The sequence below is a fragment of the Pseudomonas sp. Irchel 3F6 genome (genome assembly GCF_900187595.1).
Lineage (GTDB): Bacteria > Pseudomonadota > Gammaproteobacteria > Pseudomonadales > Pseudomonadaceae > Aquipseudomonas > Aquipseudomonas siliginis.
Genome location: NZ_FYDP01000008.1, coordinates 260,166 through 281,954, shown reverse-complemented (window position 1 = coordinate 281,954; position 21,789 = coordinate 260,166). Strand labels below are relative to the sequence as shown.

The following is a 21,789-nucleotide window of genomic DNA, read 5'->3' as shown; positions in this document are numbered from 1 at the left end:
TGCGTGACGCCTGACTGACATGGACCGGATATGAACGAAAAGAGTCTGCAATTCAAATCCCTGACAGTGCTGCTGGTGCTGGTCACGGTGGCCTTTATCTGGATTCTGTTGCCGTTCTACGGCGCGGTATTCTGGGCTGTCATCCTCGGCATTCTGTTTGCGCCGGTACAGCGCAGGTTGCAGCAGAAGTTCGGCTGGCAACGCAACGTGACGTCGCTGTGCACCTTGAGCCTGTGCCTGGTGGTCGCGATTCTGCCGGTGATCATCGTCAGCATCCTGCTGGTGCAGGAAGGGGCGACTGTCTACAAGAACATCGAAAGTGGCGAGCTGGACATCGCTGCGTATCTGGCGCAGTTCAAGCACAGCCTGCCGCCTTACTTTCAGCACTTGCTCGACCGCTTTGGCATGGGCGAACTCGACAGCCTGCGCGAGAAGATCGTCAAAGCGGCGATGCAGGGCAGCCAGGCGCTGGCGACTCAGGCGTTCAGTTTCGGTCAGGGCACGTTCGAATTCGTGGTGAGCTTTTTCATCATGCTCTATCTGTTGTTTTTCTTTCTGCGTGACGGCCCCGAGCTGGCGCGCAAGATGCGAACCGCCGTGCCGCTGGAAGAAAACCACAAGCGCCGCCTGCAACTGAAGTTCAACCGCGTGGTGCGCGCCACGGTCAAGGGCAACGTGGTGGTGGCCGTGACCCAAGGCGCGCTGGGCGGGCTGATTTTCTGGTTTCTCGACATTCCCAGCGCATTGCTCTGGGCGGTACTGATGGCGTTTCTGTCGCTGTTGCCAGCGGTGGGCGCGGGGATTGTCTGGGCGCCGGTGGCGGTGTACTTCCTGCTCAGCGGCATGATCTGGCAGGGCGTGGTGCTGGGCTTGTTCGGCGTATTCGTGATCGGCCTGGTCGACAACGTGCTGCGCCCGATTCTGGTAGGCAAGGATACGAAAATGCCCGATTACCTGATTCTGGTCTCGACCCTCGGCGGCCTCGCGGTATTCGGCCTCAACGGCTTTGTGATCGGGCCGCTGATTGCCGCATTGTTCCTGTCGAGCTGGGCGCTGTTCGTCGAGACCAAGCCCAAGGTGCAACTGCCCTAAGCATGAAATGTGCTGCTGGCGACCTGTTGCGACAAAGCCTGCGCCGCTGGTAACGAGGTGAGCGGGCCGCTGATCGGCTCGCCATCGCGCACCAGATACCAGCAAGCGAGCAAACCGGATGCACGCAGCGAAGCGGGAACTGCGCTGCCGATGACCGACATGATTTGAACCTGTGCCATGGGAAAACCTCCATCAAACTGATGGGGCTACCTTAGGGATTTGCCGGCACGACGGACAATCAACGCTTTCGATAGTGGTCATTGATGCCAGTGAGGTCTGGCGTCATTCGACCACTTGATCGAGCATGTGCATGACTTCGCGCTCATTGAGCAGGCCCTTGTGCACGAGGTTTTCGGCGAGCAGGGACAGCAGCTTGGCGCAGCGATGGCCTTCCAGGTGCTTGAGCTCGGTGAGCGCGCTGTACACCTTGCTCGAGGTGCACAGACCGACGATGCGGTGCGGGTTTTGTGTGGGCATACAGTCGTCCTTGTTGTTATCGATCTGTTGTTTACGGACGGATTCAGATTGCGGTTCCGTCATGACAAAGCGGTGACCGTTTGATGAAAAAAATCTCTACGGTCGATTCCATCATGCCGACTTTAGCTGCTCAAACTGTTCTCACAGCGACCCTGGCGAGATTTTTTCAGACGTTGGCCGACCAGCGGTCATAAAAAAGCCCCGCTTGAAAACGGGGCTCTGTGTTGCGCTTACCAGCGTGGACCGCCGTAGTAGCCATGCGGGCCGCCGTAGTAGCCGTGGGGGCGACCGTAATAACCACGAGGCGGGCCGTAATAGACGGGGGCCGGCTGCACGTAGACCGGTTGCTGCACATACACCGGCGCCGGCTGGTAATAGACCGGCGGTGGCGGTTGCTGCACGTAGACCGGTTGCGGCTGTACATAAACCGGCTGCTGCTGCACGTACACCGGCCGATCCTGGTTGATCAGTGCCGAGCCGATGATGGCCGAGCCGACGATCGCGCCAAACACTGCAGGGCCCTGCCAGCCATGGCCACCACCCGCTTCAGCCTGGCCGGTGACGGCAAGTGCGCCAATCAACAAAGCCATGATGGGAAGTTTACGAATCATGATAAGTCCTCGGTTCTTCGACCCGGCGCCGCGGCCTGAGTCAGGCCCACAGTTGTCGCGGGGATACAGCTAAGACAGCAAATTTGCGAAATTCAGCACAGCCGCTGGGTAAATTTTGTGTAAGGTCTGTACCGGCTTCTTTACCCGGCTACGCGGCGCCACAAACAAGCCCAAATGATGATTCAGAACCCGGTGGGCTGGCCAATCCCGTCCATCCGAAAGTGCGTTTGAAGGAGAAGATTCATGCAGATGAACCCGAACAAAGACACCCAATTGTGCATGTCCCTGTCGGGGCGGCCGGGGAATTTCGGTCTGCGTTTTCACAACCATTTGTATGAACAGCTGGGCCTGAACTTCTACTACAAGGCGTTCAGCAGCCAGGACCTGACCGGCGCGGTCGGTGGCATCCGGGCGCTGGGCATTCGTGGCTGCGGCGTGTCGATGCCGTTCAAGGAAGCCTGCATTGCGCTGGTCGATGAGCTGGATGCGTCGGCGGCGGCGATCCAGTCGATCAACACCATCGTCAACACTGGTGGCCACCTCAAGGCCTACAACACCGATTACATCGCCGTCGCGCAATTGCTGGAGAGCCACGCGGTGCCGAAGGATTCCACCTTCGCTCTGCGTGGCAGCGGCGGCATGGCCAAAGCGGTGGCCAGCGCCCTGCGCGATGGTGGCTACAAGAACGGTTTGATTGTCGCCCGTAACGAGCGGGCCGGCCGCGCCCTGGCGGATTCGCTGGGTTATCGCTGGCAGGCCGAGCTGGGTGACGAGCGCCCTCAGATGCTGATCAATGTCACCCCGGTAGGCATGGACGGCGGGCCGGAGGCGGGGCAACTGGCGTTCGATCCTGAAGTGATCAAAGCGGCTGAGACTGTATTCGACGTGGTGGCGATCCCTTCGGAGACGCCGCTGATTGTGCGGGCGCGGGCCGAGGGCAAGCGAGTGATTACCGGGCTTGAGGTGATTGCGATTCAGGCGCTGGAGCAGTTTGTCCTGTACACCGGGGTGCGGCCGAATGAGGCTCAGTTTGCGGCGGCGGTGGATTTTGCGCGTAGCTGATTGATCTTTTAGTGGCTGGGCTGGCCTCTTCGCGAGCAGGCTCGCTCCCACAGGTTGAGCTGGAATGCGATTGAATGTGGGAGCGAGCCTGCTCGCGAAGGCCGCGCTGCGGTTCTGGATCACTATCTATAATCCTCGCCAGCACGCACAGATGTGCCCACCACAAAAACCCTAACCGAGGCCGCCCATGCATCCGCCCATCCTCAATCTCAACGAGGTCGAACTCGAAGCCCTTCCCGAAGCCCTGGCCCCTGAAGGCGAAACCGCCGGGCGTTATCAGCAGCGTTTCGCGCGGATCGGCCAGCAACTCGGTGCGCAGAAACTCGGTTATCGCCTCTATGCGCTGCCAGCAGGCATGCGCGGCAGTCCATTCCACAGCCATCGGGTCAATGAGGAGATGTTCTACGTGGTGGCCGGGGAGGGCGAGGTGCGCTTGGGAGGCGAGCGTTTTCCGATCCGCGCCGGTGATGTGATCGCCTGCCCACCGGGCGGACCCGAGAAGGCGCATCAGATCATCAATACCAGCGCGGATGAGCTGCGTTATCTGGCGATCAGCACTCAGCAGCAGCCGGAGATCTGCGAGTATCCGGATTCGAACAAGTATGCGGTGATGGATAATTTCACGGTGGATGCCGAGGGCAAGGCCTCGGGCTTTGTCGCTGTCGCGCGGCAGGTGGATGGGGTGGATTATTGGGATGGGGAGTGATGCGGGCTGCTGAATATCGCGCACACCCTGTGGGAGCGAGCCTGCTCGCGAAGGCGGCGGGTCATCCAAGATCGTGGTGACTGACACTACGCTTTCGCGAGCAGGCTCGCTCCCACAGAGGTTCTGTTGCGATTATTCGAGGCGGGCCAGGCGTTCTTCCAGTGCGGCGATCCGCGCTTCCAGTTCTTCGATACGCTCCAGGGAAACACCAGCGCTCGAGCGCTCCCCAGGATTTTGCCGCGCCGCCAATATCGCCTCGATATCCGCCGGATCGCCCAAGGCGTGGGTGTAGCGATCCTCACGCTGCCCGGCCTGACGCGGAATCAATACCGCCAGACCGCGTGCGATCAGCCGTTCAAGCTGATGAACCACCTGCTCGGCGTCCTCGAACTCGTGCATGCGTCCGCTGCGGGTCAGCAGTTCGTTGACGGTCTGCGGGCCGCGCAGAAACATCAAGCCAGTCAGAATCACCTGTGCCGGCACCAGTTCCAGCGCCTTGTCGACCTTGTGCTCCCAGCGGTCGGCGCGGCTGCCCATCACCAGCCGGGTGAAACCTCGACCTTCCAGCGCCCGCAGGCTCTGCCCGACCTGACCCTGATTGAGGTTCATCACCGGCTCGCGACTGGTTTTCTGATTGCAGGCCAGCACCAGCGCGTTGAGGGTCAGCGGATAGGTTTCCGGGCTGGTGGCCTGTTTTTCGATCAGCGCACCGAGAATGCGGATTTCCGTGGCATTTAACCGTGGCTGTTCGGAGGTGGATTCTTGTTCGTTGCTCATCGCGCGTTCCCTCTGCAGTCGAAGCCGCCTAGCCTAATCCTTGCCAAACAAAAGGCAAGCCGTGTGCTCATCAAGCATGGCTATAATCGCCACCACGTATTACCCAGCCATCACATGAGACTGCCATGACCATTTCACTGTACGCCGCATCCGTCCCGGTTTTTCAACAAATGCTCAACGCCCTGAGCGATGTGCTGAAAAAGGCCGAAGCCCACGCCAGCGCGAAAAACATCGACCAGAGCGTCTTCCTGCAAGCGCGTCTGTACCCGGACATGTTCCCGCTGGTGCGTCAGGTGCAGATCGCCGTGGATTTCGCCAAAGGCGTGTCGGCGCGTCTGGCCGAAGTCGAACTGCCGAAGTACGACGACACTGAAACTACCTTTGCCGAACTGCAAGCGCTGATCACCAAGGTTCTGGCCTTCATTGGCGAGATCAAGCCAGAGCAGATCGACGGCAAGGAAGGCATCGAAATCGTGACCCGTCCGGGCACGCCGAAAGAGAAGCGCTTCAGTGGTCAGGCGTATCTGCTGACTTACGGCCTGCCGCAGTTCTTCTTCCACGTTACCACCACCTACGCGCTGCTGCGTCATAACGGCGTTGAAGTGGGCAAGCGCGATTACATGGGCGCGTTCTAAACACCCGGATACGAAAAAGCCCGCCAAGGTTCGCGCCTTGGCGGGCTTTTGTTTTTCTGTGGGAGCGAGCCTGCTCGCGAATGCAGCGTATCAGGCGATATTAATGCTGAATGTCTCGCCCCTTTCGCGAGCAGGCTCGCTCCCACAAGGTAAGGCGGTTACGCCGTACGCTGAGCCTTCTCTTCCTCGCCCAGGCAAGCCGCCGCTGTAAACAGCACGTCAGTCGACGAGTTCAGCGCGGTCTCCGCCGAATCCTGCAGCACGCCAATAATGAAGCCCACCGCCACGACCTGCATGGCAATCTCGCTCGGGATGCCGAACAGGCTGCACGCCAGCGGAATCAGCAGCAGCGAACCACCGGCCACGCCCGAGGCACCACAGGCGCAAATGGCTGCGACGACGCTGAGCAGGATTGCGGTCGGAATGTCCACTGCGATGCCTAAAGTGTGCACCGCCGCCAGGGTCAGCACGGTAATGGTGATCGCCGCACCGGCCATGTTGATGGTCGCGCCGAGCGGGATCGATACCGAGTAGGTGTCTTCGTGCAGGCCCAGGCGCTTGCTCAATTCCAGATTGACCGGAATGTTCGCCGCCGAGCTGCGGGTGAAGAACGCGGTAATGCCGCTTTCACGCAGGCACATCAGGGTCAGCGGGTACGGATTGCGGCGCAGCTTCCAGAACACGATCAGCGGGTTCATCACCAGCGCGACGAACAGCATGCAGCCCAGCAGCACCGCCAGCAGGTGCGCGTAGCCGAGCAGCGCGCCGAAACCGGAGGTGGCCAGTGTCGACGCGACCAGGCCGAAGATGCCCAGCGGCGCGAAGCGAATGACCACACGGACGATCACGGTGACGCCGTTGGACAAGTCACCCAGCACCTCGCGGGTGGTGTCGCCGGCATGCCGGATGGCAATGCCCATACCGATCGCCCAGGCCAGAATGCCGATGAAGTTGGCATTCATCAGCGCGCTGACCGGGTTGTCGACGACGCTCAGCAACAGGCTTTGCAGCACCTCACTGATGCCGCCGGGCGCAGTGACCGCAACGTTTTCCGTCGAAAGCACCAGATTCGACGGAAAGCTCATGCTGGCAACCACGGCCACCACCGCTGCGGCGAAAGTGCCCAGCAGGTAGAGGAACAGGATCGGCCGGATGTGGGTTTCCTGGCCGTGCTTGTGGTTGGCGATCGAGGCCATCACCAGCACGAACACCAGAATCGGCGCCACGGCTTTCAACGCCGAGACAAACACCTTGCCGATGAACGCGGTGGACTTCGCCAGCTCCGGTGCAATCAGGGCCAGGGCAATACCGGCGATCAGACCAATGACGATCTGGCTGACCAGACTCAGGCGTTTCAGGCGTTGCAGTAACGAAGGGGATGAAGCGGTCATAGCGGCATCTCTGTTTTTTATAGGGTGCGAAGCGTCGTGGGCAGTCACGAAACGCCTGTCGAAGTGACATCAACGCCGCCAAACGGCACGTTGAACGGCTGTACGATTTTCAGGGCGCGGACTTTATCACAGCCTAGGCGTGAACCTTCAGGCCTGTGACGATCTGCCACCGGATCGGCCCGGCAGATCGGCAGTTTTGGGCAACTCAGTGCGGACGCAGTCTGTTAAGCTTCGCCATCCTCATTTTCAAGTTCTGCCAGCGGGCCTCCGGGTCATCGCTGGTGTCGTCGTTTTGCTGGAGTTGCGCATGCTGTTGCCTATTCTTCTGTTGTCCGCCGCCGGGTTCACGGTGCTGACCACGGAATTCGTCATTGTCGGCCTGTTGCCGGCGATCGCCCGAGACCTCGAAGTCAGCATCCCGCAAGCCGGGCTGCTGGTGACCTTGTTCGCCTTTACCGTGGCGCTGTTCGGCCCGTTTCTGACCGCGTATTTCGCCCGATTCGAACGGCGCAAACTGTTCATCAGCATTCTGATCATGTTCGGTCTGGCCAATACCGTTGCAGCGTTGGCGCCGAATATCTGGGTGATGGCCATCGCGCGTCTGATTCCGGCGTTGGGTTTGCCGGTGTTCTGGGCCTTGGCCAGTGAGACGGCGGTGGACATCGTCGGCCCGGATTTCGCCGGCCGCGCCATCGCCAAGATCGGCTTCGGTATTGTCTGCGCCACGGTGTTCGGCATTCCGGTCGGTACGTTGATTTCCGATGCGTTCGGCTGGCGCAGTGCATTCGGCATTCTCGCGTTGATCGCGTTTGCCAAAGCCTTGCTGCTGTTTGTCTATCTGCCGAAAACCAGTCTGCACCAGCATCAGGTCAGCTTCCGTTCGCAGTTCAAGATCCTGCGCAGTCCGCTGATGATCGGCCATATCTTGTTGTCGATTCTGGTGTTCAGCGGCATGTTCACCGCTTACACCTACCTTGCCGACATCCTCGAACGTCTCGCCGGTTTCAACGGCACCGTGGTCGGCTGGTGCCTGATGGCCTTCGGCGCAGTCGGGCTGGTTGGTAACTCGCTCGGTGGGCGAGCGGTGGATCGGCATCCGCTGGGGGCGTCGGTGTTGTTCTGTGCGTTCATGATCGCCGGTATGGTTTCGCTGGTGCCGAACATTCATTCGCCAGTCGGCCTGGCGGTGGCGATGGGCATTTGGGGCGTGACCCAAGCGGCGCTGTTCCTGGTCAGCCATGTGCGCCTGATGAAAGCCGCGCCGGAAGCGCCGGCCTTCGCCGCGTCGCTGAACATCGCCGGGGCCAATCTCGGCATCGGCTTGGGCGCGATGGTCGGCGGCCGGGTGATCGACAGTGCCGGGCTGGGCTTTCTCGGCTTTGCCGCTGCCGGCTTCATTTTGCTGTCGGTGTTCCTCGCCATGGTGCTGATGACGCTGAAGCCGCGTGAAGTCTGCGCTTCATAACCCGGTAAACAGCTCGCGTCGGGCGCCCTCGGTAATCGCTACGATGCCAGGGTGCTTGACCTTGCGCTCCACCGAGATGGCATAGAACGACTCGCTCACGGCGTCGGTCTGGCCGATCAACTCGACGCCGTACTGGCGCTTCACTTCCTCGGCAATCACGCTCGGGCCAATAAAGATCCCGCTGCCGGATTGGCCGAAGGCCTGCATCAAAGCACTGTCATCGAATTCGCCGACAATCTGCGGCTGGATCTGCTGTTCGGCGAACCAGCGCTGCAAACGGCTGCGCACCACGGTTTCCGCGCCGGGAATCAGCAACGGTGCGCCGTGCAGGCTGCGCGGGAAATCCTGGCCATACTGCGCGGCAAGTTCGGCGGTGGCGAAGAAGCTGATCCCGCACTCACCGAGCTTCTGGCTGTAGCCTTTGATGTCCAGATGCGAAGGCATCGGGCTGTCGGAAATCACCAGATCCAGACGCTGGATGGCCAGATCAGCGAGCAGACGTTCGAGTTTGTCTTCGCGACAGGTGATGCGCAGCGGCTCGCTCAATTCCATGGTCGGCGCGATCAGGCGATAAACAATGGATTTGGGCACCACGTCGGCCACGCCGACGCGAAAGAGGATCTGCTGCTCGTTGGGCTGCGCTCGCAGCATCAGCTCCAGCTCGCCGCCCAGTTGAAACATCTGCTCGGCGTAGGGCAGGGCCTGGCGCCCGGCTTCCGTGAGCTCCAACTGGCGGCCAACCCGGCGAAACAATTCCACGCCATAGGTTTGTTCGAGCAGTGAAATCTGTCCGCTGATCGTCTGTGGCGTCAGGTTCAGCTGCTCGCACGCCCGGACGATGCTGCCGGTTTTGGCTACAACCCAGAAGTAATGCAGTTGTCGGTAATTGAGCATAGTGATGGCCACTTCGTGAAAACCGAAGTATAGCCGCTAAAAATACGAATTTTCCTGAAGTGTTCATCTCCCTAGAATGCCCAGCCATCGACGGCCGGTGTGTGCGCCTGTCTGTTCATTCGAAGGAAACCTTATGAAATACACATTTCCCGCAGTGATGTTTGCGTCTTTACTGGTTCTGGCCGGTTGTGATCAGGCGGAAAAAAGCGCCCAACAACTGATGGGCGCGGCGGCTGAAACCGCCAAACAAGCAATCGACGACACCCATAAAGCCGCTGAGCAAGCGCTCAGCGATGCCACTGGTGGTTTGATCGAGAAAAAAGAAACACCGGAAAAACAAGCGGAAGAATCCGAATCTTCCTCCAAGACCATCTAAACCGTCTTACACAGAGTCAGGACTGACCCATGGAATATCTGTTAGAACTCGCCGCCAGCCCCACCGCTTGGGTTGCTTTGGCCACACTGGTGGTAATGGAAATCGTGCTCGGCATCGATAACCTGATCTTTATTTCGATCCTGACCAACAAATTGCCCGAACAGCATCGGCAGAAGGCGCGTCGTATCGGTATCGGCATGGCCCTGATTCTGCGTCTGGCCCTGTTGAGCACCATCGCGTTCATCGTGCAGTTGACCGAGCCTGTGATCGAAATCCTTGGCCAGGCGTTCTCCTGGAAGGACATGATCCTGATCGCCGGTGGCCTGTTCCTGGTGTGGAAGGCCACGACCGAGATCCATCACAGCATGGACCCGTCGCCGGAAGACCCGAAGACCGCGACTTCGACCGTAACCCTGGGTTTTGCCGCGGCCATCGGTCAGATCCTGATGCTCGACATGGTGTTCTCGATCGACAGCATCATTACCGCTGTCGGCATGACCGAACACTTGCCGATCATGATCATCGCGGTGGTGGTGTCGGTGCTGGTGATGCTGCTGGCGGCTGATCCGCTGGCCAAGTTCATCAACGACAACCCGACCGTGGTCATGCTGGCGCTGGGCTTCCTGATCATGATCGGCATGACGCTGATCGCCGAAGGCTTCGGCGCCCATGTTCCGAAAGGTTATGTGTACGCGGCCATGGCGTTCTCGGCCGGTATCGAAGTGTTGAACATGCTGTCGCGCCGGGCGAAGCAGAAGAAGGTTGTTCAGCAGGCGTAATCGCTGAGAACACAAAAAACCGCCTGGGCTGTTGAGCTCAGGCGGTTTTTTTTCGCTTTGATGTTGGGGGTGTGGTTTAGAGCTTGCCCCTCATCGGAACGCCGCCCGCCCAGCCCTCTCCCGAGGGAGAGGGGGCCGGTCAGTTCCCTCTCCCTCCGGGAGAGGGCCAGGGTGAGGGGCTCTTGATCTTCAATGCGCAGCAGCGTGCCGCACTGGATGCTTCTCTGTTTTCTCAACCGGCATCGTCTGCACCGGATGATGCCGCCGCGAAATCCGCAGCACACCCCACAACATGGCAGTCGCCACGGCCAGCCAGCCGGCTATCAACATCACGATGGTCATGGTCAGGCTCATTGGTGCCTCCTCTTCGCCCTGCGTCGGGCGCTCGCTTTTCGCAATTCGCTCTATTTCAGTGACAGTCTAGTCAATGGGGTGTTTCAAGCTATTGACCAAAGGTCGTTAGTGACCAATCAGTTTGCTCTATGCAATCGCCCGCTCTGCGGTTTAAGGCTATACCGCAGGCGGGTGCGGCTCTATGATCGCTGGCGTTGCCGGAACACGATGACCGGCGTCTGGAAGAGAGTGACGATGGTTCAGGTATTTTCTCGAGTGCGCGGAGCGTTGCTTGCCGGCGCTTGCGCGGTGGTGCTGAGCGGATGTGCGGGCAACGTAGCGCTAGAAGTCAAACGCTTGCCAGAGCGGGTTGAACTCAGTGGCACCTTCTATCGTGGCGAAGCCAACCAGAGTGGGCCGCAGGTGCTCGCCAGTCTGCTGTCGCAACAAGGCATCGTCATCACCCCGGGCCTTCTGGAAAAACCGCTGCACTTGCCGGGGGCTGAGGACAAGCTTCAGCAAAACATGCAGAACCTTGCCCGCGAATATGGCCTGGTGGTTTATCCGCTCGACAGCCAGCTGCCAGCCTTGCTGACCCAGGTCGCGGCGGGCTACCCGGTCATGGTACGTTTCAGCGAAGGTTCGGCATTCTGGGCCGAGCCGCGTTACGCGATCCTGTCCGGCTACGACCGCAACAAACAGAAGGTCCTGCTGCGCGCCGGCATGAATCGTCGGCAGTTGATGGATTTCGGCAGCTTTCAAGCAGCGCTCGAAAAGGCCGGTGGCTGGGCGATCCTGATTCAGAAACCGTCGCAGATCCCGGCAGCCGTCGACCGCTCCCGTTGGCTGAAAGCCGCCGATGAACTGGCGCAGGCCGGTGAAGAAAACGCTGCGGCGCAGGCGCGAAAGGCTCTGGCGGCGCAATAAACCTCCGTTCGTCATCTGCCGGGCACGACTGCGCCGGGCCGGCCTCTGAAGATTAATGCCCGTGCTTCGCGGGTGAATCAAGGAGGCAACATGGCAGATTCCCAAACCCCGAAAGGCCCACACTCGTCCGAACATTCCTCGGGCGATGATCTGGGCTTCGATCCGGATTCGCCGGACCTCGAGGATCCGCAAGTTGATCCGGTCGGTCCGGCTAAGGCCCCGCAGGATGTCGAGCCCGGTGAAGATCCGAAGAAACCGGCCAAGCCCTATGATCCGTTAGCCGATCTGAAACCTTGATGTGAGGTGCGTATGAGTACCGATTCAAGCTTCGATGACCACAAACCTGACAGCGTACCGACCATGCCGGAGCCGGAGGTTGATCCGGTGCTGGACCCGGACAGCCCGATGCGCGACCCGATGGCGCGGCCAAATGTGCTGACGCCGGACGTTTCGCCAGAGCCGAGCTCGGGCGATGGCATCCCCGATGACGACAAGATGCCGCTGCCCAACGACTGACGCGCAGACGAAAAAAAGCCCCGAACATTCGGGGCTTTTTCATGATTGCTGGGTCTACTTCGCCGCCTCGACCACGCCGCTCTGACGGCTCTTGAGGTTCTTGTCGGCTTTGTATTGCTGTGCCACGGCAGGCACGTTGGCGCTGCGCCCGGTTTCCACCCAGCTGCGGATACGGCTGGCGTCGGCAAAATGCGTGTATTTGCCAAACGCATCGAGAATCACCAGGGCGACCGGACGGTTGCCCATCTTCGTCACCAGCACCAGGCAATGGCCGGCCGGGTTGGTAAAACCGGTCTTGGTAATCTTGATGTCCCAATCGGCCTTATTGACCAAGTGGTCGGTATTGCGGAAGCCCAAGGTGTAGTTGGGCTTGCGGAACGCCACGGTCTTTTCCTTGGTGGTGGTCAGTTGCACCAGAAGCGGTTGCTTGTGCGCGGCCACCAGCAATTTGCTCAGGTCGCGGGCGGTGGAAACGTTGCGCTCTGACAGCCCGGTCGGCTCGACAAAGTGCGTGCTGGTCATGCCCAGCGCCTTGGCCTTGGCGTTCATTGCCGCAATAAAAGCAGCGTAGCCACCCGGATAGTGGTGCGCGAGGCTGGCGGCGGCGCGGTTTTCCGAAGACATCAAGGCGATCAGCAGCATCTCGCGGCGCGGCAGCTCACTCTTGAGTTTGACCCGGGAGAACACACCCTTCATTTCCGGGGTGTTCCTGATATCGACATCGATCCATTCGTCCATGTTCTGTCGAGCTTCTACCACGACCAGGCCAGTCATCAGCTTGCTGACGGAAGCGATCGGCACGATCACGTCAGGGTTGCTGGAATAAATGACTTTGTTGGTCTGCATATCCATGAGCAGGGCGCTGCCAGACGCGATCTTCAATGTCGAAGCGTCACGTGGAGCAGCGGTGGTTTCCGCAGCGTTGATCGTTGGCGTGATGAATGTGCCTGTAACAGCAAACAACAGGCTCAGAATCGAGAGACGAATTTTCACGCGGGCGAACTCTAAAAGGTTGGATATACCGTTAGTTTGTAACGGGTTATTTCTCAAAACCGGCGCATTTTAGGAGTATGGCTGAAGAACTGTCGATGGTTGTTTGTAAGACCTGAAAATCTCGTGAAAAGGCCTGTAAAAAGAGCGGTTTCCGGCGAACGGTTGAAGTTTTTTCTCAGGCAAGAAAAACCCCGCACGAGGCGGGGTTCTGATGCGGCGTAAAAACCCGGTCAGACGTGCAGGGTTTCTGCGGCGTAGAGCGTGTTTTCCAGCAGGCAGGCGCGGGTCATCGGGCCAACGCCGCCCGGTACCGGGGTGATCCAGCCGGCGCGGGGCAGGGCGGTTTCGTAAACGACATCACCGACCAGTTTGCCGTCGTCCTGACGGTTGATGCCGACGTCGATCACGATCGCGCCTTCCTTGATCCACTCGCCCTTGACCAGGCCCGGCTTGCCGGCGGCAACGACCACCAGATCAGCGCGGCCGACGTGGCCCGCCAGATCCTTGGTGAAGCGGTGAGTCACAGTGACGGTGCAGCCGGCCAGCAGCAATTCCATGGCCATCGGGCGACCGACGATATTGGAGGCGCCCACGACTACCGCGTCCATCCCGTAAAGATCAGCGCCAGTGCTTTCCAGCAAGGTCATGATGCCTTTCGGGGTGCAGGGGCGCAGCAGCGGAATACGCTGGGCCAGGCGACCGACGTTGTACGGGTGGAAGCCGTCGACGTCTTTGTCCGGGCGGATGCGTTCCAGCAGCTTGGACGCGTCGAGGTGTTCGGGCAGAGGCAACTGCAGGAGAACGCCGTCGATAGCCGGATCGTCGTTGAGGCGATCGATCAGATCGGTCAGGGCGTCCTGAGTGGTGTCGGAGGGCAGGTCGTAGGCTTGAGAGAGGAAGCCAACCTCTTCACAGTCTTTACGCTTGTGCGAGACATAAACCTGAGAGGCAGGATCGCTGCCGACCAGGATCACCGCGAGGCCGGGCGTGCGCAGGCCTTGCTGGCGACGCTCGGCAACTCGTTGGGCGATCTGCTGGCGCAGGCTGGCGGCGATCGATTTGCCGTCGATTAGTTGTGCAGTCATTGCGCGTGATTAACCATCGAGAGGGGAAAAAATGAGAACGCATTCTCGCATGTCGAGCGGTGAGGGCAAAGGCGCTTGGTCAGCAAATTCCTCTAACTCCTTTAATTAAATGAATTTTTTTCAAAAAGGATTTGACGACCTTTGGAGCCCTCTATACTATTCGTCGCACTTGTCGGGCACAGCCTAGCACTGGTTAAGAAGGTGAAGCGGAATCAAGGTTCTGCGACGCTGGAAAGCACTTAGTTTGTAGTCCTTTAAGAGTACAGATTAACAAGGCGCCCGTAGCTCAGCTGGATAGAGCATCCGCCTTCTAAGCGGATGGTCGCAGGTTCGAGTCCTGCCGGGTGCGCCATTAGGCAGCTTTGGCACAAGTAACGCGATATGGTGGGCGTAGCTCAGTTGGTAGAGCACGGGATTGTGACTCCCGTTGTCGTGGGTTCGATCCCCATCGTCCACCCCATATTTCGAAAGGCGCCAGATTTAACGGTCTGGCGCCTTTGCTTTAAAAGCTTCATCCGCGGATGTGGTGGAATTGGTAGACACACTGGATTTAGGTTCCAGCGCCGCGAGGCGTAAGAGTTCGAGTCTCTTCATCCGCACCAAATAAAGCTTCACCTGTGCCTAGGGCCTGATGAAGTTTCGACAAAGAAGTTGTTTGGCTTTTTTGTTACGCAATATGGTGGGCGTAGCTCAGTTGGTAGAGCACGGGATTGTGACTCCCGTTGTCGTGGGTTCGATCCCCATCGTCCACCCCATATTTCGAAAGGCGCCAGATTTAACAGTCTGGCGCCTTTTTTGTTTTAGCGGTTTCGAAATCCGGCCATGGCCGATTTCGAGGCGCAGGGCAGGGCACTTCATCGCTTTTAAAGGATCGGATGACGCTGAACTGCTCGTCGTTCCGGTTTTGCCGGAACGCCTGTCGGGGCCTATCTGGTAGTTGCTTCTATATATAGAAGCGTTGTTGCAGAGCCCTGACGTGATCGCTTGTATTCGCCAGTGGAGTGCACGGCATTCGTGCGGCGCTCCCTATAAATTGCCTGCTGTTTTTTTACCCGTTTCCAGTAGGGTGACTTCTTGAGTTTGACCCACTAGAATGCATGCCCTTGATTCTGGGGTCGGAAACGGCCGGCTAACGTCTGTGCAACGAGGAATATCCATGCAAGTTTCTGTTGAAAATACTACTGCTCTCGAGCGCCGCATGAGCGTCACCGTGCCGGCAGAGCGCATCGAGACTCAGGTCAACAAGCGTCTGCAGCAGACTGCCCAAAAGGCCAAAATTGCTGGCTTCCGTCCAGGCAAAGTGCCAATGAGCGAAATCAAGCGCCGTTTCGGTGCTGATGCGCGTCAGGAAGCGGTAGGCGACGTCATCCAGTCTTCCTTCTACGAAGCTGTGGTCGAGCAGAAGCTCAACCCTGCCGGTTCGCCTTCGATCGAGCCAAAGTCGCTCGAAGCGGGCAAGGATCTGGAATACGTTGCTGTATTCGAAGTCTTCCCTGAGTTCACCGTTGCTGGCTTCGAAGGCATCACCGTTGAGCGTCTGAGCGCTGAAGTGGCTGACGCTGATCTGGACAAGATGCTCGACATCCTGCGCAAGCAGAACACCCGTTTCGAAGTGGCCGACCGCGCTGCTCAGAACGAAGACCAGCTGAACATCGATTTCGTTGGCAAGGTTGACGGCGAAGTGTTCGCTGGCGGCTCCGCCAAGGGCACTCAGCTGGTACTGGGTTCCGGCCGTATGATCCCGGGCTTCGAAGAAGGCCTGGTTGGCGCTAAAGCCGGCGAAGAACGCGTTCTGAACCTGACCTTCCCTGAGGACTATCAGAACCTGGATCTGGCTGGCAAAACCGCCGAGTTCACCGTGACCGTCAACACTGTGTCCGAGCCTAAGCTGCCTGAGCTGAACGAAGAGTTCTTCGCTCAATTCGGCATCAAGGAAAGCGGCATCGACGGCTTCCGCACCGAAGTTCGCAAGAACATGGAGCGTGAACTGCGTCAGGCAATCAAATCCAAGGTCAAGAATCAGGTAATGGACGGTCTGCTGGCCACCAACCCGATCGAAGTGCCAAAGGCTCTGCTATCCAACGAAGTTGACCGTCTGCGCGTGCAGGCTGTTCAGCAGTTCGGCGGCAACATCAAGCCAGACCAACTGCCGGCCGAGCTGTTCGAAGAGCAAGCCAAGCGCCGCGTCGTGCTGGGCCTGATCGTTGCTGAAGTAGTCAAGCAGTTCGATCTGAAGCCTGATGAAGCTCGCGTTCGCGAAATGATTCAGGAAATGGCTTCCGCTTACCAGGAGCCAGAGCAGGTCGTGTCGTGGTACTACAAAAACGAGCAGCAACTGAACGAAGTGCGTTCGGTTGTGCTGGAAGAACAAGTTGTGGATACTGTTCTGCAGAAAGCTAGTGTGACCGACAAATCGGTCTCCTACGAAGAAGCAGTCAAGCCGGTAGAAGCTCCAGCAGCCGACTGATTGATTTTGCGTTAGAAGTGCACACCATAAGCCAGCTCTCGAGCTGGCTTATGCGTATTCAAGACATAACTATTTGGGAGCGACTGCAGAGCATGTTCCGTAATTCTTATATTCAGCAGAACTCTGATATCCAGGCCGCCGGCGGCCTGGTCCCGATGGTTGTCGAGCAGTCCGCTCGTGGCGAACGTGCCTACGACATCTACTCGCGCCTGCTCAAGGAGCGAGTGATCTTTCTGGTGGGCCCGGTAGAGGACTACATGGCCAACCTGATCTGTGCGCAACTGCTGTTCCTTGAAGCGGAAAACCCGGACAAGGACATCCATCTGTACATCAACTCGCCGGGCGGTTCGGTGACTGCCGGCATGTCGATCTACGACACCATGCAGTTCATCAAGCCGAACGTATCGACCACCTGCATCGGTCAGGCCTGCAGCATGGGCGCATTTCTGCTCACCGCAGGTGCTCCGGGCAAGCGTTTCTGCCTGCCGAACTCGCGCGTGATGATTCACCAGCCACTGGGCGGTTTCCAGGGCCAGGCGTCGGACATCGAAATCCACGCCAAGGAAATCCTCTTCATCCGCGAGCGTCTGAACATGCTGATGGCCAAGCACAGCGGCCGTACTCTGGAAGAAATCGAGCGCGATACCAATCGCGACAACTTCATGAGTGCTGAAGCTGCGAAGGAATACGGCCTGATCGACGAAGTGATCAACCAGCGTCCAGCTTAATATAAGCAGCGCAAAACAGGCCTGATCGGCATGTCCGATCAGCGGCGGGCTTGAAAAAGCCCGCAATAGCCTTCATCTTGTGTTGCAAGCCTATCGGATTTGGATCGAACGAATGACTGACACCCGCAACGGCGAGGACAACGGCAAGCTGCTCTATTGCTCCTTCTGTGGCAAAAGCCAGCATGAAGTGCGCAAATTGATTGCCGGCCCCTCGGTCTTTATCTGCGACGAGTGCGTCGACCTGTGCAATGACATCATCCGCGAGGAGGTGCAGGAAGCACAGGCCGAAAGCAGCGCGCATAAATTGCCTTCGCCTAAAGAAATCAGCGGCATCCTTGACCAGTACGTCATTGGTCAGGAGCGTGCGAAAAAGGTTTTGGCCGTAGCGGTGTACAACCACTACAAGCGCCTGAACCAGCGTGACAAAAAGGCTGACGACGTCGAACTCGGCAAGAGCAACATTCTGCTGATCGGCCCGACAGGCTCCGGTAAAACCCTGCTGGCCGAAACACTGGCCCGCTTGCTGAACGTTCCGTTCACCATCGCTGACGCAACTACCCTCACCGAGGCCGGTTACGTGGGTGAAGATGTCGAGAACATCATTCAGAAGCTGCTGCAGAAGTGCGATTACGACGTAGAGAAAGCCCAGATGGGCATTGTCTACATCGACGAAATCGACAAGATTTCCCGCAAGTCCGACAACCCGTCGATCACCCGTGATGTTTCCGGTGAAGGCGTGCAGCAGGCCTTGCTCAAGTTGATCGAAGGCACGGTCGCTTCGGTACCGCCGCAAGGTGGCCGCAAGCATCCGCAGCAGGAATTCCTGCAGGTCGACACCCGTAACATCCTGTTCATCTGCGGTGGTGCGTTCTCCGGCCTGGAAAAGGTCATTCAGAACCGTTCCACCAAAGGCGGCATCGGCTTCAACGCCGAAGTGCGCAGCAAGGAAGAAGGCAAGAAGGTCGGTGAATCCCTGCGTGAAGTCGAGCCTGACGATCTGGTCAAGTTCGGTCTGATCCCGGAATTCGTCGGTCGTCTGCCGGTCCTGGCGACACTGGACGAGCTCGACGAGGCTGCGCTGATGCAAATCCTCACCGAGCCGAAAAATGCTCTGACCAAACAGTATGCCAAGCTGTTCGAGATGGAAGGCGTGGATCTGGAATTCCGTTCCGACGCGCTGAAATCGGTCGCCAAGCGTGCCCTGGAACGTAAAACCGGTGCCCGTGGCCTGCGTTCGATTCTCGAAGGTGTGCTGCTCGACACGATGTATGAGATCCCCTCGCAGTCCGAGGTGAGCAAAGTCGTGATCGATGAAAGCGTCATCGAAGGCAAGTCCAAGCCACTGTATATCTACGAAAACAGTGAGCCGACGGCCAAGGCAGCGCCGGACGCGTAAGCGTTCACAGCGCCGCAACAAAGAAGGGGCCTTCGGGCCTCTTTTTTTTTAAGTCGTTTTTTACCTCCGCTTTGCGCTTGTTTTTTTTCGAGGCAGCCCCCATCTTGGTTTCAAGCTTAATTCCATCTGATTACGGCCATACGGCCGCCGTAGAGGCGAAATCATGAAGACAACCATCGAATTGCCTCTCCTGCCATTGCGTGATGTCGTGGTTTATCCGCACATGGTTATCCCGCTGTTCGTGGGGCGCGAGAAATCCATCGAAGCCCTCGAGGCAGCGATGACGGGTGACAAGCAGATTCTGCTGCTGGCCCAGCGAAACCCGGCTGACGATGATCCCGGTGAAGACGCTCTCTATCGCGTAGGTACAATTGCCACGGTTCTGCAGCTGCTGAAGCTGCCTGACGGCACCGTCAAGGTTCTGGTCGAAGGCGAGCAGCGTGGTACTGTCGAGCGCTTCAGCGAAGTCGATGGCCACTGCCGCGCCGAAGTTTCTCTGATCGAAGAAGTCGACGCCGCCGAGCGCGAGTCGGAAGTCTTCGTGCGCACGCTGCTGTCGCAGTTCGAACAATACGTCCAGCTGGGCAAGAAGGTTCCGGCTGAAGTCCTGTCGTCGCTCAACAGCATCGATGAGCCCGGTCGTCTGGTCGACACCATGGCCGCGCACATGGCGCTGAAAATCGAGCAGAAGCAGGAAATCCTCGAGATCATCGATCTGTCGGCCCGTGTCGAGCACGTGCTGGCGCTGCTGGATGCCGAAATCGACCTGCTGCAGGTTGAAAAGCGCATTCGCGGTCGCGTCAAAAAGCAGATGGAGCGCAGCCAGCGCGAGTACTATCTGAATGAGCAGATGAAGGCCATTCAGAAAGAACTCGGTGACGGCGACGAAGGCCACAACGAAATCGAAGAGCTGAAAAAGCGCATCGATGCTGCCGGCTTGCCGAAAGACGCGCTAGCCAAGGCCACCGCTGAGCTGAACAAGCTCAAGCAGATGTCGCCGATGTCGGCTGAAGCCACTGTGGTGCGTTCCTACATCGACTGGCTGGTGCAGGTGCCGTGGAAGGCGCAGAGCAAAGTACGCCTCGACCTGGCCCGTGCAGAAGACATTCTCGACGCCGATCACTACGGCCTCGAAGAGGTCAAGGAGCGCATCCTTGAATACCTCGCCGTGCAGAAGCGCGTGAAGAAAATCCGTGGCCCGGTGTTGTGCCTGGTTGGTCCTCCAGGTGTGGGTAAAACCTCGCTGGCGGAATCGATTGCCCACGCCACCAATCGCAAATTCGTACGTATGGCCTTGGGCGGCGTGCGTGACGAAGCGGAAATTCGTGGTCACCGCCGGACTTACATCGGTTCGATGCCGGGTAGATTGATTCAAAAGATGACAAAAGTGGGCGTACGCAACCCGCTGTTCCTGCTCGATGAAATCGACAAAATGGGCAGCGATATGCGTGGCGATCCGGCTTCGGCGTTGCTGGAAGTGCTTGATCCCGAGCAAAATCACAACTTCAACGATCACTATCTGGAAGTCGATTACGACCTCTCTGATGTGATGTTCCTGTGCACCTCGAACTCGATGAATATCCCGCCAGCGCTGCTGGACCGGATGGAAGTCATCCGTCTGCCGGGTTACACCGAAGACGAGAAGATCAACATCGCTGTGAAATACCTCTCGCCGAAACAGATCGCCGCCAATGGTCTGAAGAAGGGCGAGCTGGAATTCGATGAGGAAGCGATCCGCGACATCATCCGTTATTACACCCGTGAAGCGGGCGTGCGGGGGCTCGAGCGACAGATCGCCAAGGTCTGCCGCAAGGCAGTCAAAGAGCATGCGCTGGAAAAACGCTTCTCGGTAAAAGTGACAGCTGACCTGCTCGAGCATTTCCTCGGCGTGCGCAAGTTCCGCTACGGCCTGGCCGAGCAGCAGGATCAGGTGGGGCAGGTGACTGGCCTGGCGTGGACTCAGGTTGGCGGTGAATTGCTGACCATCGAAGCCGCAGTGATTCCGGGTAAAGGTCAACTGATCAAGACCGGTTCGCTCGGTGATGTGATGGTCGAATCGATCACTGCCGCACAGACCGTTGTGCGCAGCCGCGCCAAGAGCCTGGGCATCCCGCTCGACTTCCACGAGAAGCGCGACACGCACATTCACATGCCGGAAGGCGCGACGCCGAAAGACGGCCCAAGTGCTGGCGTCGGTATGTGCACGGCGTTGGTTTCGGCATTGACCGGTATTCCGGTGCGCGCCGATGTCGCCATGACCGGTGAGATCACTCTGCGTGGGCAAGTGCTGGCAATTGGCGGTTTGAAAGAAAAACTGCTGGCGGCTCACCGCGGCGGAATCAAGATTGTGATTATTCCGGAAGAAAACGTCCGCGATCTGAAGGAGATTCCTGACAATATCAAGCAGGATCTGCAGATCAAGCCGGTTAAATGGATTGACGAGGTCCTGCAAATTGCGCTGCAATACGCGCCGGAGCCCTTGCCGGATGTGGCTCCGGAGATAGTTGCCAAGGACGAAAAACGCGAGTCTGATGCCAAGGAAAGAATTAGCACGCATTAATACGTTTTAGCCTGGGGGGCTTTCCTTGACAGCATTTTAGAGCCCTTGTTATAAAGCGGCTCTTAAGTGTCTGTAGGCCATTCAGCACTCGTTTTTGCTTTCACCAAAAAACTTAGAAACATCTCAAAATAGATATAAGGGGACTTAGAGTGAACAAGTCGGAACTGATTGATGCTATCGCTGCATCCGCTGATATCCCGAAAGCTGCTGCTGGCCGTGCGCTGGACGCTGTAATCGAATCCGTCACTGGCGCTCTGAAGGCTGGCGACTCCGTTGTTCTGGTTGGTTTCGGTACTTTCTCCGTGACTGACCGTCCGGCTCGTACCGGTCGCAACCCGCAAACTGGCAAGTCTCTGGAAATCCCGGCTGCCAAGAAGCCAGGTTTCAAAGCCGGTAAAGCGCTGAAAGAAGCTGTTAACTGAGTTTCCAGGTTTTTACCCATCCGGGTCGGGGTCAAGCCTGACTTGGCAGCGGAGCGGTAGAGCAGGTGGCTGGAACAGGCACCTGTAACGCCGGGAT

The 21,789-nt window shown here is 58.4% G+C and carries 24 protein-coding genes and 4 tRNA genes; 19 read left to right on the top strand and 9 right to left on the bottom strand.

Translation table 11 applies throughout. From position 1 onward, the window contains the following. Positions 1-30: 30 nt before the first annotated feature. Positions 31-1,092 carry an AI-2E family transporter gene (locus tag CKW30_RS24000; protein ID WP_041477173.1) on the top strand — a complete coding sequence of 354 codons (1,062 nt, stop codon included), beginning with the start codon at positions 31-33 and terminating at the stop codon, positions 1,090-1,092. Here CKW30_RS24000 and CKW30_RS23995 read toward each other — a convergent pair. From CKW30_RS23995 to CKW30_RS23985, 3 genes are all read right to left on the bottom strand, one after another. Continuing rightward, the gene (locus tag CKW30_RS23995) at positions 1,089-1,271 is read right to left on the bottom strand and encodes a hypothetical protein (RefSeq protein WP_041477171.1); all 183 of its coding nucleotides are present in this window, start codon (positions 1,269-1,271) and stop codon (positions 1,089-1,091) included. The two genes, CKW30_RS24000 and CKW30_RS23995, sit on opposite strands and share 4 nt — an antisense overlap. A gap of 103 nt (positions 1,272-1,374) precedes the next feature. Further along, positions 1,375-1,569: a hypothetical protein gene (locus CKW30_RS23990; protein ID WP_016770691.1), complete on the bottom strand. Its 195-nt coding sequence runs from the start codon at positions 1,567-1,569 to the stop codon at positions 1,375-1,377. 230 nt (positions 1,570-1,799) lie between these two features. Then, positions 1,800-2,180: a hypothetical protein gene (locus CKW30_RS23985; protein ID WP_024013471.1), complete on the bottom strand. Its 381-nt coding sequence runs from the start codon at positions 2,178-2,180 to the stop codon at positions 1,800-1,802. A 243-nt stretch (positions 2,181-2,423) separates the two neighbouring features. Here CKW30_RS23985 and CKW30_RS23980 point away from each other — a divergent pair, with 243 nt between their 5' ends. Together CKW30_RS23980 and CKW30_RS23975 are read left to right on the top strand one after the other, a co-directional pair. Then, entirely contained in the window at positions 2,424-3,242 is an 819-nt protein-coding gene (locus CKW30_RS23980) for a shikimate 5-dehydrogenase (RefSeq protein WP_056788742.1), read from the top strand. Between the two features lie 187 nt (positions 3,243-3,429). Next, complete coding sequence (locus CKW30_RS23975; protein ID WP_095182115.1) at positions 3,430-3,948, top strand: cupin domain-containing protein; 519 nt, start codon at positions 3,430-3,432, stop codon at positions 3,946-3,948. 132 nt (positions 3,949-4,080) lie between these two features. On the opposite strand, the gene CKW30_RS23970 is transcribed toward CKW30_RS23975, so the two are convergent. After that, on the bottom strand, positions 4,081-4,725 hold the full coding sequence (locus CKW30_RS23970) for a YceH family protein (RefSeq protein WP_041477166.1): 645 nt from the start codon (positions 4,723-4,725) through the stop codon (positions 4,081-4,083). A 125-nt stretch (positions 4,726-4,850) separates the two neighbouring features. On the opposite strand from CKW30_RS23970, the gene CKW30_RS23965 reads away from it, so the two are divergent. Beyond that, a complete protein-coding gene (locus CKW30_RS23965; protein ID WP_041477165.1) occupies positions 4,851-5,360 on the top strand; it encodes a DUF1993 family protein in 510 nt (169 codons plus the stop codon). Positions 5,361-5,518: 158 nt separating this feature from the next. Here the strand turns inward: CKW30_RS23965 and sstT are convergent, their stop codons facing one another. Further along, positions 5,519-6,751 (bottom strand): serine/threonine transporter SstT, encoded by a 1,233-nt coding sequence (sstT, locus tag CKW30_RS23960; RefSeq protein WP_095182114.1) that lies wholly within the window; start codon positions 6,749-6,751, stop codon positions 5,519-5,521. A gap of 307 nt (positions 6,752-7,058) precedes the next feature. Here sstT and CKW30_RS23955 point away from each other — a divergent pair, with 307 nt between their 5' ends. After that, a complete protein-coding gene (locus CKW30_RS23955; RefSeq protein WP_095182113.1) occupies positions 7,059-8,216 on the top strand; it encodes an MFS transporter in 1,158 nt (385 codons plus the stop codon). Here the strand turns inward: CKW30_RS23955 and nhaR are convergent. Further along, entirely contained in the window at positions 8,211-9,110 is a 900-nt protein-coding gene (gene nhaR / locus CKW30_RS23950) for a transcriptional activator NhaR (protein ID WP_016775345.1), read from the bottom strand. The two genes, CKW30_RS23955 and nhaR, sit on opposite strands and share 6 nt — an antisense overlap. Positions 9,111-9,243: 133 nt before the next feature. Here nhaR and CKW30_RS23945 point away from each other — a divergent pair, with 133 nt between their 5' ends. Both CKW30_RS23945 and CKW30_RS23940 read left to right on the top strand, forming a co-directional pair. Continuing rightward, on the top strand, positions 9,244-9,486 hold the full coding sequence (locus CKW30_RS23945) for a hypothetical protein (protein WP_024013465.1): 243 nt from the start codon (positions 9,244-9,246) through the stop codon (positions 9,484-9,486). A 29-nt stretch (positions 9,487-9,515) separates the two neighbouring features. Continuing rightward, positions 9,516-10,265, top strand: coding sequence for a TerC family protein (locus CKW30_RS23940; RefSeq protein WP_056788748.1), 750 nt, complete (start codon positions 9,516-9,518; stop codon positions 10,263-10,265). Between the two features lie 189 nt (positions 10,266-10,454). Here CKW30_RS23940 and CKW30_RS27355 read toward each other — a convergent pair whose 3' ends face one another. Beyond that, positions 10,455-10,619: a hypothetical protein gene (locus tag CKW30_RS27355; RefSeq protein ID WP_164488349.1), complete on the bottom strand. Its 165-nt coding sequence runs from the start codon at positions 10,617-10,619 to the stop codon at positions 10,455-10,457. A gap of 234 nt (positions 10,620-10,853) precedes the next feature. Here CKW30_RS27355 and CKW30_RS23935 point away from each other — a divergent pair, with 234 nt between their 5' ends. The 3 genes from CKW30_RS23935 to CKW30_RS23925 all read left to right on the top strand — a co-directional run bounded on the left by CKW30_RS23935 (position 10,854) and on the right by CKW30_RS23925 (position 12,041). Further along, positions 10,854-11,525 carry a hypothetical protein gene (locus tag CKW30_RS23935; protein WP_095182112.1) on the top strand — a complete coding sequence of 224 codons (672 nt, stop codon included), beginning with the start codon at positions 10,854-10,856 and terminating at the stop codon, positions 11,523-11,525. 90 nt (positions 11,526-11,615) lie between these two features. After that, a complete protein-coding gene (locus CKW30_RS23930) occupies positions 11,616-11,822 on the top strand; it encodes a DUF6021 family protein (protein ID WP_056788754.1) in 207 nt (68 codons plus the stop codon). A 12-nt stretch (positions 11,823-11,834) separates the two neighbouring features. Beyond that, positions 11,835-12,041, top strand: a complete 207-nt coding sequence (locus CKW30_RS23925; RefSeq protein WP_095182111.1) for a hypothetical protein — start codon at positions 11,835-11,837, stop codon at positions 12,039-12,041. Positions 12,042-12,095: 54 nt separating this feature from the next. Here CKW30_RS23925 and pbpG read toward each other — a convergent pair whose 3' ends face one another. Next, a complete protein-coding gene (gene pbpG, locus CKW30_RS23920; protein ID WP_095182110.1) occupies positions 12,096-13,034 on the bottom strand; it encodes a D-alanyl-D-alanine endopeptidase in 939 nt (312 codons plus the stop codon). A 230-nt stretch (positions 13,035-13,264) separates the two neighbouring features. Continuing rightward, entirely contained in the window at positions 13,265-14,119 is an 855-nt protein-coding gene (folD, locus tag CKW30_RS23915) for a bifunctional methylenetetrahydrofolate dehydrogenase/methenyltetrahydrofolate cyclohydrolase FolD (protein ID WP_016775338.1), read from the bottom strand. Between the two features lie 275 nt (positions 14,120-14,394). On the opposite strand from folD, the gene CKW30_RS23910 reads away from it, so the two are divergent. The 9 genes from CKW30_RS23910 to CKW30_RS23870 all read left to right on the top strand — a co-directional run bounded on the left by CKW30_RS23910 (position 14,395) and on the right by CKW30_RS23870 (position 21,692). Then, positions 14,395-14,471, top strand: a tRNA-Arg gene (locus CKW30_RS23910). 32 nt (positions 14,472-14,503) lie between these two features. Continuing rightward, positions 14,504-14,579: transfer RNA gene (locus tag CKW30_RS23905), tRNA-His, on the top strand. Positions 14,580-14,636: 57 nt separating this feature from the next. Beyond that, positions 14,637-14,721 (top strand) — tRNA-Leu (locus tag CKW30_RS23900). Between the two features lie 77 nt (positions 14,722-14,798). Continuing rightward, a tRNA-His gene (locus CKW30_RS23895) sits at positions 14,799-14,874 on the top strand. 401 nt (positions 14,875-15,275) lie between these two features. Further along, positions 15,276-16,586, top strand: coding sequence for a trigger factor (tig, locus tag CKW30_RS23890; RefSeq protein WP_016775337.1), 1,311 nt, complete (start codon positions 15,276-15,278; stop codon positions 16,584-16,586). A 92-nt stretch (positions 16,587-16,678) separates the two neighbouring features. After that, the gene (gene clpP, locus CKW30_RS23885; RefSeq protein WP_016775336.1) at positions 16,679-17,314 is read left to right on the top strand and encodes an ATP-dependent Clp endopeptidase proteolytic subunit ClpP; all 636 of its coding nucleotides are present in this window, start codon (positions 16,679-16,681) and stop codon (positions 17,312-17,314) included. 112 nt (positions 17,315-17,426) lie between these two features. Further along, a complete protein-coding gene (clpX, locus tag CKW30_RS23880; RefSeq protein WP_016775335.1) occupies positions 17,427-18,710 on the top strand; it encodes an ATP-dependent Clp protease ATP-binding subunit ClpX in 1,284 nt (427 codons plus the stop codon). Positions 18,711-18,873: 163 nt separating this feature from the next. Beyond that, positions 18,874-21,270 (top strand): endopeptidase La, encoded by a 2,397-nt coding sequence (lon, locus tag CKW30_RS23875; protein ID WP_016775334.1) that lies wholly within the window; start codon positions 18,874-18,876, stop codon positions 21,268-21,270. 149 nt (positions 21,271-21,419) lie between these two features. Next, a complete protein-coding gene (locus CKW30_RS23870) occupies positions 21,420-21,692 on the top strand; it encodes an HU family DNA-binding protein (RefSeq protein ID WP_016775333.1) in 273 nt (90 codons plus the stop codon). Positions 21,693-21,789: the final 97 nt, after the last annotated feature.

Coding starts and splice junctions, on each gene's coding strand:
- clpP (WP_016775336.1), top strand. CDS start 16,679: ATGTTCCGTAATTCTTATATTCAGCAGAACTCTGATATCCAGGCCGCC.
- CKW30_RS23965 (WP_041477165.1), top strand. CDS start 4,851: ATGACCATTTCACTGTACGCCGCATCCGTCCCGGTTTTTCAACAAATG.
- sstT (WP_095182114.1), bottom strand. CDS start 6,751: ATGACCGCTTCATCCCCTTCGTTACTGCAACGCCTGAAACGCCTGAGT.
- CKW30_RS23990 (WP_016770691.1), bottom strand. CDS start 1,569: ATGCCCACACAAAACCCGCACCGCATCGTCGGTCTGTGCACCTCGAGC.
- CKW30_RS23940 (WP_056788748.1), top strand. CDS start 9,516: ATGGAATATCTGTTAGAACTCGCCGCCAGCCCCACCGCTTGGGTTGCT.
- CKW30_RS23995 (WP_041477171.1), bottom strand. CDS start 1,271: ATGGCACAGGTTCAAATCATGTCGGTCATCGGCAGCGCAGTTCCCGCT.
- CKW30_RS23935 (WP_095182112.1), top strand. CDS start 10,854: ATGGTTCAGGTATTTTCTCGAGTGCGCGGAGCGTTGCTTGCCGGCGCT.
- CKW30_RS23975 (WP_095182115.1), top strand. CDS start 3,430: ATGCATCCGCCCATCCTCAATCTCAACGAGGTCGAACTCGAAGCCCTT.
- CKW30_RS23980 (WP_056788742.1), top strand. CDS start 2,424: ATGCAGATGAACCCGAACAAAGACACCCAATTGTGCATGTCCCTGTCG.
- CKW30_RS23985 (WP_024013471.1), bottom strand. CDS start 2,180: ATGATTCGTAAACTTCCCATCATGGCTTTGTTGATTGGCGCACTTGCC.
- tig (WP_016775337.1), top strand. CDS start 15,276: ATGCAAGTTTCTGTTGAAAATACTACTGCTCTCGAGCGCCGCATGAGC.
- nhaR (WP_016775345.1), bottom strand. CDS start 9,110: ATGCTCAATTACCGACAACTGCATTACTTCTGGGTTGTAGCCAAAACC.
- clpX (WP_016775335.1), top strand. CDS start 17,427: ATGACTGACACCCGCAACGGCGAGGACAACGGCAAGCTGCTCTATTGC.
- CKW30_RS24000 (WP_041477173.1), top strand. CDS start 31: ATGAACGAAAAGAGTCTGCAATTCAAATCCCTGACAGTGCTGCTGGTG.
- CKW30_RS23970 (WP_041477166.1), bottom strand. CDS start 4,725: ATGAGCAACGAACAAGAATCCACCTCCGAACAGCCACGGTTAAATGCC.
- folD (WP_016775338.1), bottom strand. CDS start 14,119: ATGACTGCACAACTAATCGACGGCAAATCGATCGCCGCCAGCCTGCGC.
- CKW30_RS23945 (WP_024013465.1), top strand. CDS start 9,244: ATGAAATACACATTTCCCGCAGTGATGTTTGCGTCTTTACTGGTTCTG.
- CKW30_RS23925 (WP_095182111.1), top strand. CDS start 11,835: ATGAGTACCGATTCAAGCTTCGATGACCACAAACCTGACAGCGTACCG.
- CKW30_RS27355 (WP_164488349.1), bottom strand. CDS start 10,619: ATGAGCCTGACCATGACCATCGTGATGTTGATAGCCGGCTGGCTGGCC.
- CKW30_RS23930 (WP_056788754.1), top strand. CDS start 11,616: ATGGCAGATTCCCAAACCCCGAAAGGCCCACACTCGTCCGAACATTCC.
- lon (WP_016775334.1), top strand. CDS start 18,874: ATGAAGACAACCATCGAATTGCCTCTCCTGCCATTGCGTGATGTCGTG.
- CKW30_RS23955 (WP_095182113.1), top strand. CDS start 7,059: ATGCTGTTGCCTATTCTTCTGTTGTCCGCCGCCGGGTTCACGGTGCTG.